The sequence below is a fragment of the Borrelia turcica IST7 genome (assembly GCF_003606285.1).
Classification (GTDB): Bacteria; Spirochaetota; Spirochaetia; order Borreliales; family Borreliaceae; genus Borrelia; species Borrelia turcica.
Map to the genome: position 1 here is coordinate 1 of NZ_CP028885.1, position 16,317 is coordinate 16,317.

Annotated in this window: 19 protein-coding genes; 18 read left to right on the forward strand and 1 reads right to left on the reverse strand. The window is 27.3% G+C overall.

Annotated features, from left to right (window positions below):
• Window positions 1-63: 63 nt before the first annotated feature.
• Window positions 64-198 carry a hypothetical protein gene (locus DB313_RS06550; RefSeq protein ID WP_274542541.1) on the forward strand — a complete coding sequence of 45 codons (135 nt, stop codon included), beginning with the start codon at window positions 64-66 and terminating at the stop codon, window positions 196-198.
• Between the two features lie 667 nt (window positions 199-865).
• On the opposite strand, the gene DB313_RS06430 is transcribed toward DB313_RS06550, so the two are convergent.
• Window positions 866-1,018 (reverse strand): hypothetical protein, encoded by a 153-nt coding sequence (locus DB313_RS06430; RefSeq protein WP_161555018.1) that lies wholly within the window; start codon window positions 1,016-1,018, stop codon window positions 866-868.
• Between the two features lie 686 nt (window positions 1,019-1,704).
• Between DB313_RS06430 and DB313_RS04555 the strand changes: the two genes are divergently transcribed.
• From DB313_RS04555 to DB313_RS04630, 17 genes are all read left to right on the forward strand, one after another.
• Entirely contained in the window at window positions 1,705-2,649 is a 945-nt protein-coding gene (locus tag DB313_RS04555; protein WP_120104693.1) for a hypothetical protein, read from the forward strand.
• 143 nt (window positions 2,650-2,792) lie between these two features.
• The gene (locus tag DB313_RS04560) at window positions 2,793-3,533 is read left to right on the forward strand and encodes a hypothetical protein (RefSeq protein ID WP_120104694.1); all 741 of its coding nucleotides are present in this window, start codon (window positions 2,793-2,795) and stop codon (window positions 3,531-3,533) included.
• A gap of 254 nt (window positions 3,534-3,787) precedes the next feature.
• On the forward strand, window positions 3,788-3,952 hold the full coding sequence (locus tag DB313_RS06435) for a hypothetical protein (protein ID WP_161555019.1): 165 nt from the start codon (window positions 3,788-3,790) through the stop codon (window positions 3,950-3,952).
• 792 nt (window positions 3,953-4,744) lie between these two features.
• Window positions 4,745-5,527: a hypothetical protein gene (locus DB313_RS04565; protein WP_238614535.1), complete on the forward strand. Its 783-nt coding sequence runs from the start codon at window positions 4,745-4,747 to the stop codon at window positions 5,525-5,527.
• Window positions 5,528-6,131: 604 nt separating this feature from the next.
• The gene (locus tag DB313_RS04570) at window positions 6,132-7,208 is read left to right on the forward strand and encodes a hypothetical protein (protein WP_120104695.1); all 1,077 of its coding nucleotides are present in this window, start codon (window positions 6,132-6,134) and stop codon (window positions 7,206-7,208) included.
• 171 nt (window positions 7,209-7,379) lie between these two features.
• Window positions 7,380-7,616 carry a hypothetical protein gene (locus DB313_RS04575; protein ID WP_120104696.1) on the forward strand — a complete coding sequence of 79 codons (237 nt, stop codon included), beginning with the start codon at window positions 7,380-7,382 and terminating at the stop codon, window positions 7,614-7,616.
• Window positions 7,617-8,215: 599 nt separating this feature from the next.
• Window positions 8,216-8,545: a contractile injection system sheath initiator gene (locus DB313_RS04580; protein ID WP_120104697.1), complete on the forward strand. Its 330-nt coding sequence runs from the start codon at window positions 8,216-8,218 to the stop codon at window positions 8,543-8,545.
• Window positions 8,542-9,402 (forward strand): DUF276 domain-containing protein, encoded by an 861-nt coding sequence (locus tag DB313_RS04585; protein ID WP_120104698.1) that lies wholly within the window; start codon window positions 8,542-8,544, stop codon window positions 9,400-9,402. The genes DB313_RS04580 and DB313_RS04585 overlap by 4 nt, the downstream gene beginning before the upstream one ends.
• 5 nt (window positions 9,403-9,407) lie before the next feature.
• Entirely contained in the window at window positions 9,408-9,989 is a 582-nt protein-coding gene (locus DB313_RS04590) for a DUF735 family protein (protein WP_120104699.1), read from the forward strand.
• A 37-nt stretch (window positions 9,990-10,026) separates the two neighbouring features.
• Entirely contained in the window at window positions 10,027-11,133 is a 1,107-nt protein-coding gene (locus tag DB313_RS04595; protein ID WP_120104700.1) for a DUF685 domain-containing protein, read from the forward strand.
• Between the two features lie 79 nt (window positions 11,134-11,212).
• Window positions 11,213-11,380, forward strand: a complete 168-nt coding sequence (locus DB313_RS04600; RefSeq protein WP_120104701.1) for a BlyA family holin — start codon at window positions 11,213-11,215, stop codon at window positions 11,378-11,380.
• A 16-nt stretch (window positions 11,381-11,396) separates the two neighbouring features.
• On the forward strand, window positions 11,397-11,765 hold the full coding sequence (locus DB313_RS04605; protein WP_120104702.1) for a BlyB family putative holin accessory protein: 369 nt from the start codon (window positions 11,397-11,399) through the stop codon (window positions 11,763-11,765).
• On the forward strand, window positions 11,758-12,123 hold the full coding sequence (locus tag DB313_RS04610; protein ID WP_120104703.1) for a BBA14 family lipoprotein: 366 nt from the start codon (window positions 11,758-11,760) through the stop codon (window positions 12,121-12,123). Before DB313_RS04605 ends, DB313_RS04610 begins: the two co-directional genes overlap by 8 nt.
• A gap of 463 nt (window positions 12,124-12,586) precedes the next feature.
• Window positions 12,587-13,690: a plasmid maintenance protein gene (locus DB313_RS04615; protein ID WP_120104704.1), complete on the forward strand. Its 1,104-nt coding sequence runs from the start codon at window positions 12,587-12,589 to the stop codon at window positions 13,688-13,690.
• A gap of 45 nt (window positions 13,691-13,735) precedes the next feature.
• On the forward strand, window positions 13,736-14,320 hold the full coding sequence (locus DB313_RS04620; RefSeq protein WP_120104705.1) for a DUF226 domain-containing protein: 585 nt from the start codon (window positions 13,736-13,738) through the stop codon (window positions 14,318-14,320).
• Window positions 14,296-15,045: a ParA family protein gene (locus DB313_RS04625; RefSeq protein WP_120104706.1), complete on the forward strand. Its 750-nt coding sequence runs from the start codon at window positions 14,296-14,298 to the stop codon at window positions 15,043-15,045. Before DB313_RS04620 ends, DB313_RS04625 begins: the two co-directional genes overlap by 25 nt.
• A gap of 58 nt (window positions 15,046-15,103) precedes the next feature.
• A complete protein-coding gene (locus DB313_RS04630) occupies window positions 15,104-15,649 on the forward strand; it encodes a chromosome replication/partitioning protein (RefSeq protein WP_120104707.1) in 546 nt (181 codons plus the stop codon).
• Window positions 15,650-16,317 lie beyond the last annotated feature (668 nt).

Genomic DNA, 16,317 nt, shown 5'->3' on the forward strand with positions numbered 1-16,317 from the left:
CTTTGTGTATGGCAATCTTATACTAATTACTTATTAATTCATTAATAAGTAATTAGTATAAGATTGCCATACACAAAGAATCTTGTTGAAGCAATTGATATTGAGACTATTTTTATTATTACTAATGTTATTAAATCTCTCTTTTATCAAGGAAGTATTGACAGCATCAAAAAAGATGCTGAAAATTTTGGAAAATAAGGTAAAGAATTATCTGATGCATTCAATACTTCCTATAAGCTAATTAAACTATAAAATATATTTAATCAATAAAAGTAGAGCAGAAGATTTCACCTTTATTGATTAAATTTTCTTAACATTAAAACTTCATTATACCTGCACTAACTATTGTTTCATGTAAATATTTTAATAAAGATGGTTCTAAAATCCATAACCTATAAATAGAACATATTTTTCACTAAATCACAAAATTATCTTAATTGTCATTTACAAATTTTGCCTATACTTAATGTTAATTTATTATTTAGCAATAACATGTTAAAATTTTATACATAAGCAAAGACATGAAAAAACTAATTCTTACATGCCTCATTTCACTCTTATATATTCACTCATTTTGTGATGAGTTAAATACTAAGACTAACTACTCGCACTGGGGGCTAGCTGGTGACACCACAAACTTCCAATCTCAACCCTTACAAATAGGCATAATTCAACATAATTATATAAATTTAAACTTTTATAATGAACATTACAAATATGCTGCATTCATTGGAATAACTTTATCTTACAATGAATGGCTTGAATTGAACTTCATCCCTATCAACTTCATCCTCTATCCCTTACACACAAATTTTATCCTAGGCGTATACTTCACATCATCTCTAACTCTTTACATATTAAAATATCAAACACATATCAACTCTCTCTTCTTTAGCATACTAATAGGCCCGCAAATATTAATTACTCTTAGATCCGCAATAATAGCAGGGTACACTACATCTGCTTTCTTATACCCCGCTTTCCCATACATAGCTGTTAAATTTAATCTATCACTCACAAATCGTCATTCTATTTTTTTAAAATTAACATCTTCTTTTAACGAATTTTTTTTCCTTGATTTCGCTTTCAATTTTGCTCTTTAGCATAATAACAATGCCTATTTTTTATCCCCCACTAAGTGCCTCTTTATGTTAAATCACACACATTTCGACTCTCTAGTTATCAAACAATACACACTATAAAAACCCTACATAAATTAAAATTAAATATTCCTACTAATACAAAATGATTTAATAAATCATGCCTTTAAAAGAAAAATAAATTCACCACATCAAGAACAAACAACAACACAAACAACAACACAAACAACAACAACGAAGTTACAATATGATTTTATATCTATATTGTAACTTAATATTAAACTCCCATTCACTCGGGAGTTTTCTTATATAAATATATTCGTTTAATACCAATATTTATAGCAACCTAGAGAAGCTACAAATATATCCAACACAATTTCTAGCCTATTCTACCTACGTATCCGCCTCCCCACTCTTTAAAGCCTTCATTGAATTTCAAAACTCTTGTCCCATCTCCTTCTGTGATAACTTTATTTCCATTTTCAAATTTAACCTTACCTTCTTTACACTACTAAATCACTCTCATAAATCTATATGAAAATAATTTCTATTACATTATTAAATTAGTATAATATTATTATGATTATAAAAAAGGAGATTATAGATGAAAAAAGTATTATTCTATTTCTTAATACTGGTACTTCTTATTAGTTGTAACAATAGTGGAACTGGCAGCAAAGGCGGTGATGTCTCTAATAATAGTAAAGACACAGAGAATAACCACATAAACCCTGGAGAGCCCTTAATTACTGAAACCGTAAACCCTGATGGTTCTCGTTTGATTTTAAAGAAAACCCATGTTGGCACTACAATAGAAATGAATCTTAAACAAGACAATACCGGTACTGTAACAATAAAAGAAGCCAATGGTATTTCTATGTCTGGGAATATAAAGGCTGACGGCTCTTCTGATAAATTGATAAGTAAAGACAAAGACGGTAACGACATAGAAGGGGAGCTAAGAGCAGATGGTATTATTATCAGAAAAACAATTGATGCTACCACTAAAAAACCTATTGAAACTAGAATAGAACATCCCGATGGACTTATTCAAACAGGACGAACAAATGCTAATGGAACACATGAAAGCAAAATTAAGTGGCCTAATGGCATCACTTATGAAGAAAAAGCAGGTAGTCAAAAATTAATTTTTCCTAACGGTTTAAAATTTAAAAACAATTTCGGAAATCCTATTATCGAGATAAAAAGTTTTGAATATTCTCAAACTAAAGTACAAGGAAATCTAAAATTCGATACTATAATAACTGAAATGGATGGTACTATTTTAAAAGGATTAAGTGCTCTTCCTGGAAAGTACACGGTACTGAAGAGTATTGATACCCTTAAGGGAAATAAAAAAGAATTTTCCTTCAACCATAGTAAGAAAATTGCAATTGTTAAAGTAACTAATTCCAAAGGAGAAACTAAAACAGACACAATATCATTTGACCTATTTAAAAGTACTCCAAGACAAAAAATATTATCACATAAACACAACGAAAAACCTATATCACATGAATATAACGAAGAACCTATGCAAGCACACTAAACACAAGGGAGCTATAAGCTCTCTTTTGCTTTTAAAAAGCAAAATCACTACTAAATCAATCTCATAGAAATTAACATAACTTAAACTTGAATTATACTTTTAGATAGTGTACAACTTGATATCAATATAAAAAGATATTTAGTATGAAAAAAGTATTGTACTATTTAATAATATTAGCAGTTCTTATTAGCTGTAATAATAGCGATGATACAAATAAAGATGCAACAAGTAAAGTTACTGAAACTGTAAAGACTGATGATAGTAAAATTACTACTACTACATATGCTGATGGTTCTTCTTCCTTTACAGGAACTGATAAACACGGAGCTACTATAGAAGGAGAAACAAAAAAAGACGGGACTATAATCAAAAAAACAATTGACCCTGTGACTAAGAAACCTGTAGAAATTGAAACAAAATTGCCTAACGGAACAATTCACAAAGAAATTACAAGTGCAGATAGAGTACACACAATCACAAAAACAGCCGATGGAAATATACAAGAAACTAAAATATACAATAGCGGCGTTACAAATGATAAACAAACCTTCTCTCAAGGTAAAGAAATCAAAAATGATTCCGGAAATGTTGTTCTTAACATAAAAACTTTAGAGTCCGTTAAAACTGCTGGAAGAAATATCATAACACTAACTGAAATGAATGGTACTATTTTAAAAGGATTTGATTCTGGAGACCATATGGTAATCTTAAAGGGAGAAAAGAAGGAAAATAAGAAAGGAAGCAACCAAGTAATTATCAATAAGGAAGTTATTGTCAACAAGAACAACAAAATTGCAACTGTTAAATGGACTAACTCTACAGGTAAAACTAGAACAGACACAATCTCATTTGACATTGAAAAACTGCTTCAAATGGGAAAATAAACTGCACAGTTTCCAGTAGAGTACAAATTCTACAAAACTAGAACAGTATCTACATATTAATAAAAAGAAGAAAGCCTCTAGGCTCTCTTTGTTGCAAGAAATGACCTACTAAATTTTTATATCAATTACACATTATTTCATCAAATTAAACTTTAAAAATCTAGACTTTTATTACAAATTCTGTTAGTATCACCTTATATTTAATATTAAATGATACCAATAACATTTTAATACTAAATATAAAGGAGGAAGATATGAAAAAACTCATATTTCTATTTTTAATTGCTTTGTTTTCATGTAAGTCTTTGCCAGAAAGTAAAGATATGATGGAAGATGGTCAAGATAGCGAAGAGAAAACTAAAAAAGAGATGATAAAGGGAGTAGACGAGAAGAAGCAAAGCAATAGAAGAATGAAATAAAATTTAAGTTTAAAGACTAACATTGATGAACAGTTTTTAAGAAAGGTTTAAAGCAATAAATCTTTAAATTATTACCTATTCCTTGTTGGAAAAAGCTACCACTAATTCTTTATTAGGGTAGCTTTTGGGTTTAAATTAAGTATTAAGTACTACATAGCCAAATAAAAAGATTGATTTATAGTAAAACCTTCAAACATATTATTGTTATTACTAACACAGCTCACCCATTCTCAGCAAGTTCAACAAACTCTTAAAAATTAAGCAGAAGCATACTCTTAAAACTTTACCTTTAAATTAAAATTAATAATAAGCAAATTAGATTATCTTTTTAAGATAACCTAGCTTACTTAAGTTAGGGAGGTTTTATTTATGAATAAATAAAATTAAACACCAATCCTATTAATTATATTTAGGGGGTATACCTTGAAATGTATACCACAAATAAAACATTTCACCTATTCTATAAAAAATAAATTTAAATCTACAAAAATAAAAATTTAAACCTCCTTTATTAGATTAATTTCACAAAAATAATAATTATCCTTATCAACAAATAATAATTTAAATTTAAATTATTATTTGTTGATAAAATCAATTGAAAAGAGTATAATGATATATTATAAATAAATAAAGTTTTAAATAAAATTTTTGACAGGAAGTTTTTTTTATTTACTTTCTCTGGGGGCAAAAATATGCAATTGGAGGTGTAAATTCTTTATTAAATTTAAATAAAATTAAACTCATTCAATAAAGCAATTAGATATAAGCAAATTTATTTTTAGGATAATCAAAATGACAGAACCTACTAAAACAAAAGACAACATATACGACCCACCTAACAGAAAAGAAAACGTAAATCTATATAACGATTCTTTCCAAACTAAAATTTCAATGGTTAATCTTAAAAAGAAGCACAATGAAGATGATAAGCCTAAGAATAAACTCATTGACCATGCCTTTATTCAAGATAACCTTATTGACATGGGAAATCTTAAGGATAACTTTAATCCATTCATGCAATCTCAATATTACATTAGAACATATGACTTAGATTTAAAGACAAATATGGAGCTTAAAGTAGAAACTAGTGTTTTGGGGAATCAAAATCACATTTTACTTACTAAGGCAAACCTAAAATCTGTAAGCATTCTTGCTCACAAGAGAAGCATGAATCGTAAGGGAATGCAAAACTTAATCAAACTTAAAAAACACGCCGATTTTAATCTTTTCTACGATAGAAACAATATAAAATACAGCTTAAATTTTAAAGATAAGAAGAAAAGAACAATCAACCTAGTTCCACATCTTAATTATCATGGTCTTTTAAGCATATACAATGCTATTAACGAAGATCTCAAATCGGGTACTTTGTTATTCGAAAGTTCATTTTATGTAGCTATTGATTATAAATGGACTTTTCTCAATTTTCTTGAGTTTGAAAAAAAATTAACCAAAATAAAACTTATTCACTCACCTGAGACAAAGTATTTTTACTATTTATCAATGAGTAAAAACATTAATGAGTTACTAAAAACTCTAATTAACACCAGAGAATTAAAAGAATTTATTAAATGATAGAAGGATTATTTGCATATGTAAAAATAATATAAATTTTTATAATTTTTACATATTTATTATTGAAGATAATCCTTTAAAAATATATAATATAAAAATGTAATATTACATAAATATAAATGTTAAAGGTTATAATGTCTACAAGAGAATCTGATTATGTTATTTTTTTGTAAATAAATCTCTTTTAGAGTTTTTATTGTTCTTGTAAGACAAACCACTACTTATTTAGTAGTTTAATGGTTAGTTTAACTTAACAATTAAAGTCAAACTAACCATAGAATGGATTAAAAGAAGATATCAATAATTCTCATTTTATCTTCTTCTCACCTTGGGGGTTCTTTTAATGGAACCTCCTTTTTTTAAATAAAAAAGCTTTAAGCTAAATTTATCTCATTTAAAGGCATATTCATATGTAAATCATAAAGACAAACATCCTTCACTAAAGCAAATTAAACTTAAAACCTGCAGACATATACAATTGCAATTCTTATTGAATAAAGCTACTTAAAATGTTAATATAATATCATAAGAATTATAAATTTGTAATATATTAATCATAAATTAATCTTAAGTAGCAAACTATCTTTTAATACAAGGAGCACACATGGGTAAAAAATTACTGTTAATACTCGCTTTGTTTTGTATTTGCTTACTTACATGTAGACATGACAACAAAAAGAATAACAACAATAATACAAAAAAAGAAATGGCGTCTGGCAATAATAAACTCAAGAGAAAACACAAAAAGAAGCCCAAAGATATAATGACTAAAAAAAAGCAACACGACGACAAAACAAAAAAGCAAGATAATATTGCAATCACAAAAAAAGATGAGAATGGCATCGACGATGACGATGATGAACAAGATAACGATGGGATTGCCTCAATTGCTGTTGCCGATAAAGTACAACAAGGAACTACTCCAAAAGAACAGCAAGTAACTACTCCACAAGAACAACAAGGAACTACTCCAAAAGGACAGCAAGTTACTACTCCAAAAGGACAGCAAGGAACTACACAGCAAGACACTCTTAATCAATCTAAGGTACACAAAAGTGAGACAGTACAACTAAAATTTGCTAATGACCAACCAACAACATATTATTTTAAAGAATACTTAATTAAGGATATAATTCCATCATTACACTACATAAAAGCTAGTATTTCCCTGTTATCTAGGAATATTACATACCCTATCATAAAAGATGCAGATCTTCCTCACATAAGAATACTTGCATCCAAACAAGAACTAGATAGCATGCATATTAAGGACTTGCACAGTTTAGGGAACTCCCCCTTTCTTACAAACTCAATTAAGAACAAAAGTGACATTTTAAAAGTAATGTTATTTTCTCATAGTAATAATAAAGAAAACATAATATTACCTCTAAATCAACAATACGTAAAAGACTTAGAAATCATACATCAAGCTACTCGCTCAGGGGGATCTCTTAATTCAAAACATATGATTGATCTTCGATTGGGTCATGATGATATTTACACAAAGTTAACTTTTTCACAATTCAACTCCACAAATATTGCAGGCTCAATAAAAATATCAATACTAACAGATCAAGTTCACCATTCATCTATACATGAACTAAAACTTGATGGTTCTATTCTAACATTATTAAAAAAAATAACCACTATTGAAAACCTAAAAAAATTATTAACAGACTAATCAATACTTAAAAATACTAAGAGAGTTTCATTATATAAATGAAACTCTTATTTTTTGATAAACAATTCAATTAAATATTTTTACTATTTTTAATTGATAAAATACAAGAAAAAATGATAAAATTTTAAGTATCTAAAGCAAAGTAAATATAAAGGTTAAAGGAGTTTTAAAATGTTTAAAATAACATTTTATGTTTTAGTTTGTCTTCTAACAGTATCTTGTAGTCTAGGGCCCGTTGCTGTACTGCGCCATGCACTAGAAATAATGGATAAATATTATCATAAGAATGAGAGCGATATAGAACAAAAGGTAAGAGAAAAGAAAACTGTAATGCCTGTGGAAGAAGATGAGGATTATGAGAGCGAGAATGAGGATGATGAGAGTGAGGACGAGGACGTATCTAACTAATAGAGGATAAAAGCTAAGTTCGCAACTCTTTATCATTAAACATTTTATTTTCAACTAAAATTAATTCTATACAAAATAGATTTCAAATAGATATTTAAATATGTAAAATATTAAATCCAGAGAGTGTATAAATGAATACAATGGTAGAAAATTTTATTACTCATGTCACTATTATGCTGTTCACCACAATCAACAACCAAAAACGCAACTCATGAGGATACACTTCAAGAAAACCAAAATCCTGAAACAAATTAAGAGAACAGGAATAAAAGGAAAGTAGAGAAAAAAGAAAAACCTCAACAGCCTGTAGAAATAACAAAGGGACAACCCCAACAAGAAGTAAAAAATCTTAAGACAGAACAATCCATTACATTATCGAAATACTCGAATATCTATCTTCTAGCCTTACAATCCAACAATTACTATTGAGTAATAGAATATACATTTAGCTAAAGATTTTAAAACACTACTTTAACTTAAAGGAAATTGAAGTTTCAATTTCCTTTATTTAATTTAATCCGTCTCTTTTATTTTAAATTTTTGTTTAAAATATATAATTTTTGCTAAATATGTTATAATTAAATTCAAGGCAATTAAAAATGGATATTAAAGTAGATAATGAATTTAACATAATTTTTGATGATGATTTAAAAATAGTAGATGGTCAAGAAGAGCAAAAACAGAGATTATTTTTATACCTAAAAACACCTGTGGGTAGCATTTACAACAAGATTTATGGATTTGATTATAGTTTTTTCTTAAAACTACTAAAAGTACAAAGAACACAAGATATTACAACTTTTTTTGCAAATACCTTAAAAGACCTTGAAATTGACATATTAAATATCAAAGCAAAACAAATAGGCAAAAAAATAATACTACAATTTTTCTTGTCCGGCGATACACTCAATATGGAATATAACTTATGAGCATATTTTTTGACAAAGAAATTGGAATTCTTACAAAATCAATAGACGAGATACAAAGTGCAAAAAAAGAAATTCTTAAAAAAGAATATAACATTTCAATAAAGAATAATTCACTTTTTGACATAATAAATTATCCAAGTTCTGCAATAGATTTGGAAATAATCCAAGCACTAAACGAATTATTTTTGTCACTCAAAGAAGGAGGTACTTACTTTAAAAATTTACAAAAATCTTTAAGTGTACCAAAAAGTTCAACTCATGAGGCCATAAAACAAGCACTTTTAATGACTGGTAGCATTAAATATGCTAATTTAATAAGTACCGCAGGTACTATTGAAATACATATCATACTTAAACCCGAATCTAAGGACAATGTCATTGACCTGGAAACACAAAAAAACATTTGGGAAGCGATTTACTATACCGCTCCAAGTGGCACTGTATTTAAAGGAGACAAGGAAGTTGAATTTTTAAACAAAGATGGACAAAAAAAAACATATAAATACAGCTTAGGTGTGGTTAAATATGCATATCTTAAAGTTTTTTACAAAACTGAAGCACAAGAGACAATATATAAAGAAATAAGTGAGCAAATAAAACAAATTTACAAAAAAACAATTGAAAAAAAATATAAAGACATGGGTATCTCATTTAGAAATCAAGATTTCTTAAGTCCTGTAAGCCTAATGTGGGAAATGAAATGCATACGAATAGGTATTTGCATAAAAGATAATTTGGACACTAAAATAACAGAAATTAAAGATTCTGAATTTCAATTCAACAAAGATTTAGAAATTAAAGATAACGAACTTATTGCTTTTGACGAAAATTCAAGACTAATAATAGAAAGAGAATAAAGTCTATGGCAGACATACCACAATTTTTACAAAATACACAGATTGAAAAAATAATACAAACTGAACTTAATTTCAAGAAGCAAATACTAGAAGAACTTAAAAAGTTACTAGAAAATTTCAGAACAATTAATGTTAAAGAGAGTATTAATTCAAGATATATTACACTAATAATGCTAACATTGTTTAATGCATCCCATTTAAAAAAAGGACTTACCAAAGATCTTATCAATTCCCTTAATGCATTAATATTTGCAATAAAATCAATAGGAACAGATGAAAGTTTTCATGTACTCTTTAAAGCATTCTTGCGTGCAAGAGTTGAAGTTAATGTTGACCCTAACACCCCTGGGACAATTATTATCAAATTACTTGAAAATATTAAGTCACCAATTAAATTTAAAATAACCGGTAAAATTAATGGTAGGGTAAAAAAAATCAATGTCAAACACAAAGGTTTAATAAAAAACCTTGAATCTAACTACATCCCAAAAGACTTTACTAATTCGATTTATGGTTTTATTAAAAGCCTAATTCCTGCTGGACGAACTATTAAAATTTTTGATACCCATAACAAGGAAATAAAATAATTAAATAAAATATCTTTTATTTAAAAAAGGAGAAAACATGAGCCATGACAATTCAAGCATAGAAGACAGTGTACAAATAAAGGATTTTAACAGAAAAATCAAAGTTAATGAAAATGACCTTATTCCCATTGACGATATTGTTGAGGAAACATACGCAATTACATACAAAAACTTACTTGAGCAAATTAAAAAAGACACTTTTTATGAAGGACTTGATTACTTTAAAAAAGTAATAAGAGAAATAATATCTAGAGAACTACTCGAAGATAACTCGTACACTGAAAAGATGTATTTAAAAATAATCTCAAAGCTAATGGGACTTAAAACAGAACCAAGTAGCATTGATTTTAATATTTTATTTAACAAAATTAAGGAAACATTGATTGAAAGATTAACCCATTCCGGATATGATGCTAAATTAGGCAAAATATCTATATATAACCCAAATAGGAAAGATTTTGAGCTGATTGAATTTAAAAGTTTTATCAATAATTTAAAAGAAATTTTTGCCGAAAATAAAGACATAGAACAATTAAGACAAAATACAAATAATAATTTTGTTCAAAAAAGTACTTTTAATCAAACAAGAAGTTCTTTCATGGATACCTTTTTACACAAAAAGGATTTATCTAAAGAGATAAACCATCTGTTTAAAACCACCCAACATACATATAATAAGGACAACTTAGAACTGATTGTGTTTAACAAAACTCAAAACTTGACATATAAATTAGAGTTTCCTACTCATCTTCAAGGAGTTCCCGAAAACTTCCAATATTGGGGCATAAAGACATCATCTGATTCCTTTTATTTTTACCATGAATTTAAAACCAAAACATTAAAAATTGAAATTATAAACCAATCAGTAGAATTAAGGTTTCCACAAAGCCTTACAGGCAAGACTATTTACTTACGCGTAATCCTTAATCTTTCAAAAAACCCAAATAGAAATGAAGGTATGACAAAAGAAGTAAATGCCAGATTTATAGAAAATACTAACGCATCACAATATTCAAGTATATTCTTCTACAGTGGATCAAAACATAATCTAACCCTCACTCTTCTTGAGGGATGGTATTTAGTCAAATCTTCAATGTACAATGACGATCCGAATCAATCTATTCCGCATCTGATGAAAATATAGTTTTTGCATATTTAATCTTTATTTAATTTATGTTAAAATATAGTCATAAGTTAAAAAATATATTTAAAATGGAGGCATTATGAATAGATTACTTGAATTTTTGACAAGCATTGATGAGACAAAACTTATAATAATTGGAGGACTTACATTACTTACAATAATTCCTTTAGTAATACTTTTAAGACCTGCTATAAGAGAAACAATCAAAATAATAAGGCATTTACTTGATAAAAATCACAAAAATTAAAATTTAAGGATAGTTTATGATAAATACAGAAAATATTAATTTAGGAATAAATTCAATTCAAAGCCTAATAAATTTATTTGGGTACAGTGGCTTTATTGAGAGTTCTGTTGTAGAAAAGGGTATTAATAAGGTTGTTGACCTTTATAGCTACATAAACACACTTTACCTAGATTCAATTCAAGAAATGGAACTACAAGAATGCAAGCGTATATTAGATGATCTTGAAACAGTAAATAACAAAATTACTCGTCTTGTTGACGCAATTAATTCTGATGATGAGGTTAGTTTAATTGAAACCCTAAGACTTGAACGAAATAAGGTTATGGAAATTAAAACAAAATTACTTAAAGAAGAACTAGAAAAACAGGACAAAGACAATGAATAAAAAAAGACTTACTATATGTCTCCTATTTAGCTTTATTTTACTCTCTAGTTGTACTTCCATAGCCTCTCTACCACAAGAACCCGCTACACCTGTAAGCAATACTCTTCAAAGTTTAAGCATATATGAAGCTCATCTTTCAAGTTATGTTATGTATTTGCAAACATTTCTAGTTAAAACTAAAGAAAAATTTAGAGACAAAGATTATCCACAGTTCAGTTTTTTCGATGCCACTCTTTTAAAGAAAACTCATACAATAGACGCAGTAAAACAAAACATAGAACACTTAAAGCATTACATAAGCATTACAAAACCTATTGTCAATTCTATTTACAAAAAGTATAGCAAATTAAAAAAGTAAATTTAAAAATTGTTAATTTCTTTCCTTTTTCCACAAAAAGTCCCAACTAGGGACTTTTTCTAAAAAACCCCTAGTTTTTCTAAAAAACTATTTAAACGTAAAACTTAAAGACAAAAAAGGATATTAAAGTAGTTCCTTAGCAACAGTTGCACATACTGACAAAATCAAAGTTTCATAGACTTGCCTCACTTAGGCCAGTCCTTATTAATTATTTTAAATAAAAATTACCAGTACTTTTGATTCTCTTAATACAAGTTATTTACAAATTTATTATATAGCAAAAACATAAACTTGTAAAGTATTTTGTAAAAAAACTTAAAAGAAATAACCCATATCAAATATTTAAGCCTATGAAAAAAATTAATATTTATTTTCATATTTGCTAGAACAAGTATTTACTTTTCAGATAAATTGTACTATTAATTAACCTATAGTTAGAAATACTTATATTAGGAGTAAAAAGATGAAAAACAAAATCAAGAGCAGTACTAACAGATATCAATCCAATTTGGTTGTACTTATATCTACACTTAACTTCATGAATTTAAAACTCAATAAATACACACAAAACAACATTCTGTATTTTTTCAATGGAAATCTAAAGAGAAATAATCAAAAAACGATTAAAATGAAAACATTACAAAATTATTTATACAAACTTGAGAAAAAGTTTAAAGTCACTATTAACTACTGCAAGCACTTGGGTAAGCAATGTGGAAGTGAAGTTTACTATACTCTTCAATACTCTAAAAAAGAATGCCATTTTAAGATAAACTCTCACTTTAAGAATCTTGAGAGAGAAAAGATAAAAAAATTTAAGGAAAGAGTTAAGATTTATGAAAAAGAAAATGGGAGTCTAAAATGGGAGTGTATTAATAATAAAAATAATAAAAGAGAAGAAGAAGTACTATTGAAATACATAAACAAATGCAAATTCAAAATAAAACTTCCTTTCTTTCTATTAAATTTAAAAATAGATAAATCTTTAAAAATAGAACACATAAAAGACATAAAAAAACATGAAAGAATCATAAAACTGCTTGAGAAAGAAGACATAGACTTATTAAAAAGAGCTATTGAAGAAAATGGAAATACAAAGGGATGTATTAAAGAATTCTTAGAGAAAGGAGGTTACCTTTGTAAAAAAACACGAAAAATAACAAAACAGCAAAAAAAGAGAATAAAACTAATAGAAATATTGGACAGGGTTGAGACAGAATTAGGAGAAAAGAATTATAGTAAGGAGCATCTAAGAAAAGAAATAGAAGAAGTATACGAAATGTACAAAGAAAAGCCTCACTTCATAATAGAACAGGATAAATATAAAGATTTAGAAAAAATAATAAGCAAGATCAAAAGTAAAATTCCAATTTACGCAAAACAAGAGAGCGCAGATGATATAAAAAATAATGTTTTTAGTATACTATTAGAACAGCTAAGATATAAGGTAGGCATTGACATATTAATACCAGCCTTAAAGAGGTTTATTAACTCTGAAGATGAATTAAAGTATAGCAAAGTAATTGACAACACGTATTATTACGAATTGCTAGAAATGATACAATGATGAGATAATAAGATTAAATGATTAGTCACCAAGGAAAAAGGAAATATGACAGCTTTATTAGAATTATTAAAGCAAAAGCAAAAGGAATTAAAATTAAACAAAGAAAAAGAAACTAGCAATAAAGAAAGGGGGAAGAAGAATGTTTTCTCAAAAGTAGAAGAAATTAATGGTCGTAAGATATATCATACTAAAATATTTAATGATTTTTATACATTTGGCATCAGTAAAAATGAGCCAACTAAGTTTTTCATATCTCTTAGAGGAATTTTTAATATAGAACAAATAAGTATGTTTCATCTCTTTTCCACAAGAGAAGACGATGCATTCTTGGGCATTTATTATGGAATTAAAAAATTAGAAAAGGCATTTTTAGTGAAAAATTTTAATAAAAGAGAAACTTACACTCTTAGAAAATGCGAATACATAGAATTTAGATTTAAAAAAGGAGGGGTTTTTTGTTATTTGAGTGGACTTCATAACTTATTAAAGGCAGATAAAATTGAGAGTTCTTATTATCAAACTTTATTAAACATAGTTAAGGAACTAGAAAGAGAACTTTATGCGTTTTACGGCAAAGTGTTACCCGAAGGAGGTATTATTCCAAAATGGATAAAAAAGAGACAAAAATAATCACAGTTGCGTCAATTAAAGGGGGTGTTGGGAAGAGTACTACAAGTTTAATATATGCAACCCTCTTAGCACAAGAACACAAAGTTTTAATAATAGACATAGATACTCAAGCATCGACAACGAGTTATTATTTTAAGGTAATAAAAGAAAAGGAAGTAGATCTATTTAATAGGAATGTATATGAAGTTTTAATATCGAATTTACACATTGATAATTCTATTGTAAATGTCAATAAAAATCTGGATTTAATACCTAGTTATTTGACCCTACATAAATTTAATTCAGAGGCAATTCCATATAAGGAATTTAGACTTAAGGAACAGTTAAAGTTATTAAGCTTTCATTATGACTACATTATTATTGATACAAATCCTAGCCTAGATTTTACTTTAACTAATGCTTTAGTATGCAGTGATTATATAATAGTGCCAATCACTGCAGAAAAGTGGGCAGTAGAGAGCCTAGATTTATTTAATTTTTTTATAGAGAAGTTAACCATAAAAGCTCCAATTTATCTTATTAATACTAAATTTAAAAAGAATAATACACATAAAGAGTTGCTAAACATTTTAAAGGAAAATGAAAATTTCTTAGGTACAATATCTGAGAGAGAGGATTTAAATAGGAAGATAGCCAAGAATGATGTTTTTGATTTGAGTAAAGATTATATACAGGAGTATCAACAGACGCTTTTAACTTTAATGAAAAAGATCAAAGTAGACTAGGTTGAATATTTAAGGCTACGTACACTAAGTGTACGTAGCGAAGAAAGGAGGTTTATAAATGAAAATAGAGGTCAATAAGAGAAATTTGGCTAAGGAGCTGACAGAAGAAGAGCAAGTATATATTCATTATAATAAACTGAAGGAGAAGCTGAAAGTTAATTTCCAGAGAGAGATTTTTTGTAAGCTAGAGGCAATGAAGGTTTTAAAAGAGATTAAAGATAATGAATATTATAAACTTGATAATTATACTACTTTTGATGACTTTGCTAAAGATTATAGACTTGCAAGGACTCAAACTTATAAGTATTTAAAGATAGCTACTGCGATAGAGGAGGGTATTGTTGAGGAAAAGTATGTAATAAATAATGGAATCAATGGAACTATGTTTTTATTAAGAGATAAAGAAGGACAGACTATAAAGAAGTCTAAGCAAAACCCTTTAAAACCTTTAAGATTTCAACTTAAATGTCCTGAGGCGTATTCTTATTATAAGCAGAAGGCAAAATTTACAAGCTACTTGCTTGAGAGGATTTTTTCAGAGGAAAAAGAGTTTTTAACAAAAATTGAAAATGATTATGAGCTTCTAAAGAAGAAGAGGAGATAGATTGATTTAATGCTAGGACTATTCCTGAAATTTTTGTGAAAAATAATTTTGCAGAAAAATGTTAGAAGTAAGCTTAACAAAAATAAACTAAGAAACCAATACATGACATATTTATTTATGCAAGTATAAATTTAAAAGTTAGCAAAAGTAGAAACTATTTTTGCTAATCTAGTTTAAGAAATCTTTATGTTTTGTTAAACTAGCTTTAATTTAACAAAAAGATGTATATATTTGTTAAATTTTTGTGTTTATTTTTTAATTTTTTTTAAAAAAAGTTAAAAAATTTGTTGCAAAATATGAAAAATTGGTATATATTATAGTAAGTACAGATTGACATGCAATGTGTCACTCTTAATATAAGGACCTGTTACCTCAAAGGGTTTATTAGGAACTTTGGCAACTGAGTTTCTAATAAACCCTTTGGTTTTATAAGCAACATTATTTTTTTCATAAATTCCCTTTGTAAGGGCGCAAGCCCTTGATTTAAATAATTTTTTCTTACTTTTGTTGATTTTAGTGTCTAAAAGCAACTGTTTCTTCAAAAAACCTTTAAGTAACTTTAATTATCCTTTAATTTTAAGTATTAGCTTAGAAAATATTAATAATCTTATATTACATTTTTGAACGAATTGAATCTTGAAATTTAAAACTCAGCTTGTTCAAAAGAG

Excerpts from the sequence above, each read along its gene's own strand:
- DB313_RS04600 (WP_120104701.1), top strand. The coding sequence starts at position 11,213 with ATGAATAGATTACTTGAATTTTTGACAAGCATTGATGAGACAAAACTT.
- DB313_RS04560 (WP_120104694.1), top strand. The coding sequence starts at position 2,793 with ATGAAAAAAGTATTGTACTATTTAATAATATTAGCAGTTCTTATTAGC.
- DB313_RS04605 (WP_120104702.1), top strand. The coding sequence starts at position 11,397 with ATGATAAATACAGAAAATATTAATTTAGGAATAAATTCAATTCAAAGC.
- DB313_RS04590 (WP_120104699.1), top strand. The coding sequence starts at position 9,408 with ATGGCAGACATACCACAATTTTTACAAAATACACAGATTGAAAAAATA.
- DB313_RS04595 (WP_120104700.1), top strand. The coding sequence starts at position 10,027 with ATGAGCCATGACAATTCAAGCATAGAAGACAGTGTACAAATAAAGGAT.
- DB313_RS04610 (WP_120104703.1), top strand. The coding sequence starts at position 11,758 with ATGAATAAAAAAAGACTTACTATATGTCTCCTATTTAGCTTTATTTTA.
- DB313_RS04615 (WP_120104704.1), top strand. The coding sequence starts at position 12,587 with ATGAAAAACAAAATCAAGAGCAGTACTAACAGATATCAATCCAATTTG.
- DB313_RS04570 (WP_120104695.1), top strand. The coding sequence starts at position 6,132 with ATGGGTAAAAAATTACTGTTAATACTCGCTTTGTTTTGTATTTGCTTA.
- DB313_RS04620 (WP_120104705.1), top strand. The coding sequence starts at position 13,736 with ATGACAGCTTTATTAGAATTATTAAAGCAAAAGCAAAAGGAATTAAAA.
- DB313_RS04625 (WP_120104706.1), top strand. The coding sequence starts at position 14,296 with ATGGATAAAAAAGAGACAAAAATAATCACAGTTGCGTCAATTAAAGGG.
- DB313_RS04555 (WP_120104693.1), top strand. The coding sequence starts at position 1,705 with ATGAAAAAAGTATTATTCTATTTCTTAATACTGGTACTTCTTATTAGT.
- DB313_RS06435 (WP_161555019.1), top strand. The coding sequence starts at position 3,788 with ATGAAAAAACTCATATTTCTATTTTTAATTGCTTTGTTTTCATGTAAG.
- DB313_RS04630 (WP_120104707.1), top strand. The coding sequence starts at position 15,104 with ATGAAAATAGAGGTCAATAAGAGAAATTTGGCTAAGGAGCTGACAGAA.
- DB313_RS04585 (WP_120104698.1), top strand. The coding sequence starts at position 8,542 with ATGAGCATATTTTTTGACAAAGAAATTGGAATTCTTACAAAATCAATA.
- DB313_RS04565 (WP_238614535.1), top strand. The coding sequence starts at position 4,745 with ATGACAGAACCTACTAAAACAAAAGACAACATATACGACCCACCTAAC.
- DB313_RS04575 (WP_120104696.1), top strand. The coding sequence starts at position 7,380 with ATGTTTAAAATAACATTTTATGTTTTAGTTTGTCTTCTAACAGTATCT.
- DB313_RS04580 (WP_120104697.1), top strand. The coding sequence starts at position 8,216 with ATGGATATTAAAGTAGATAATGAATTTAACATAATTTTTGATGATGAT.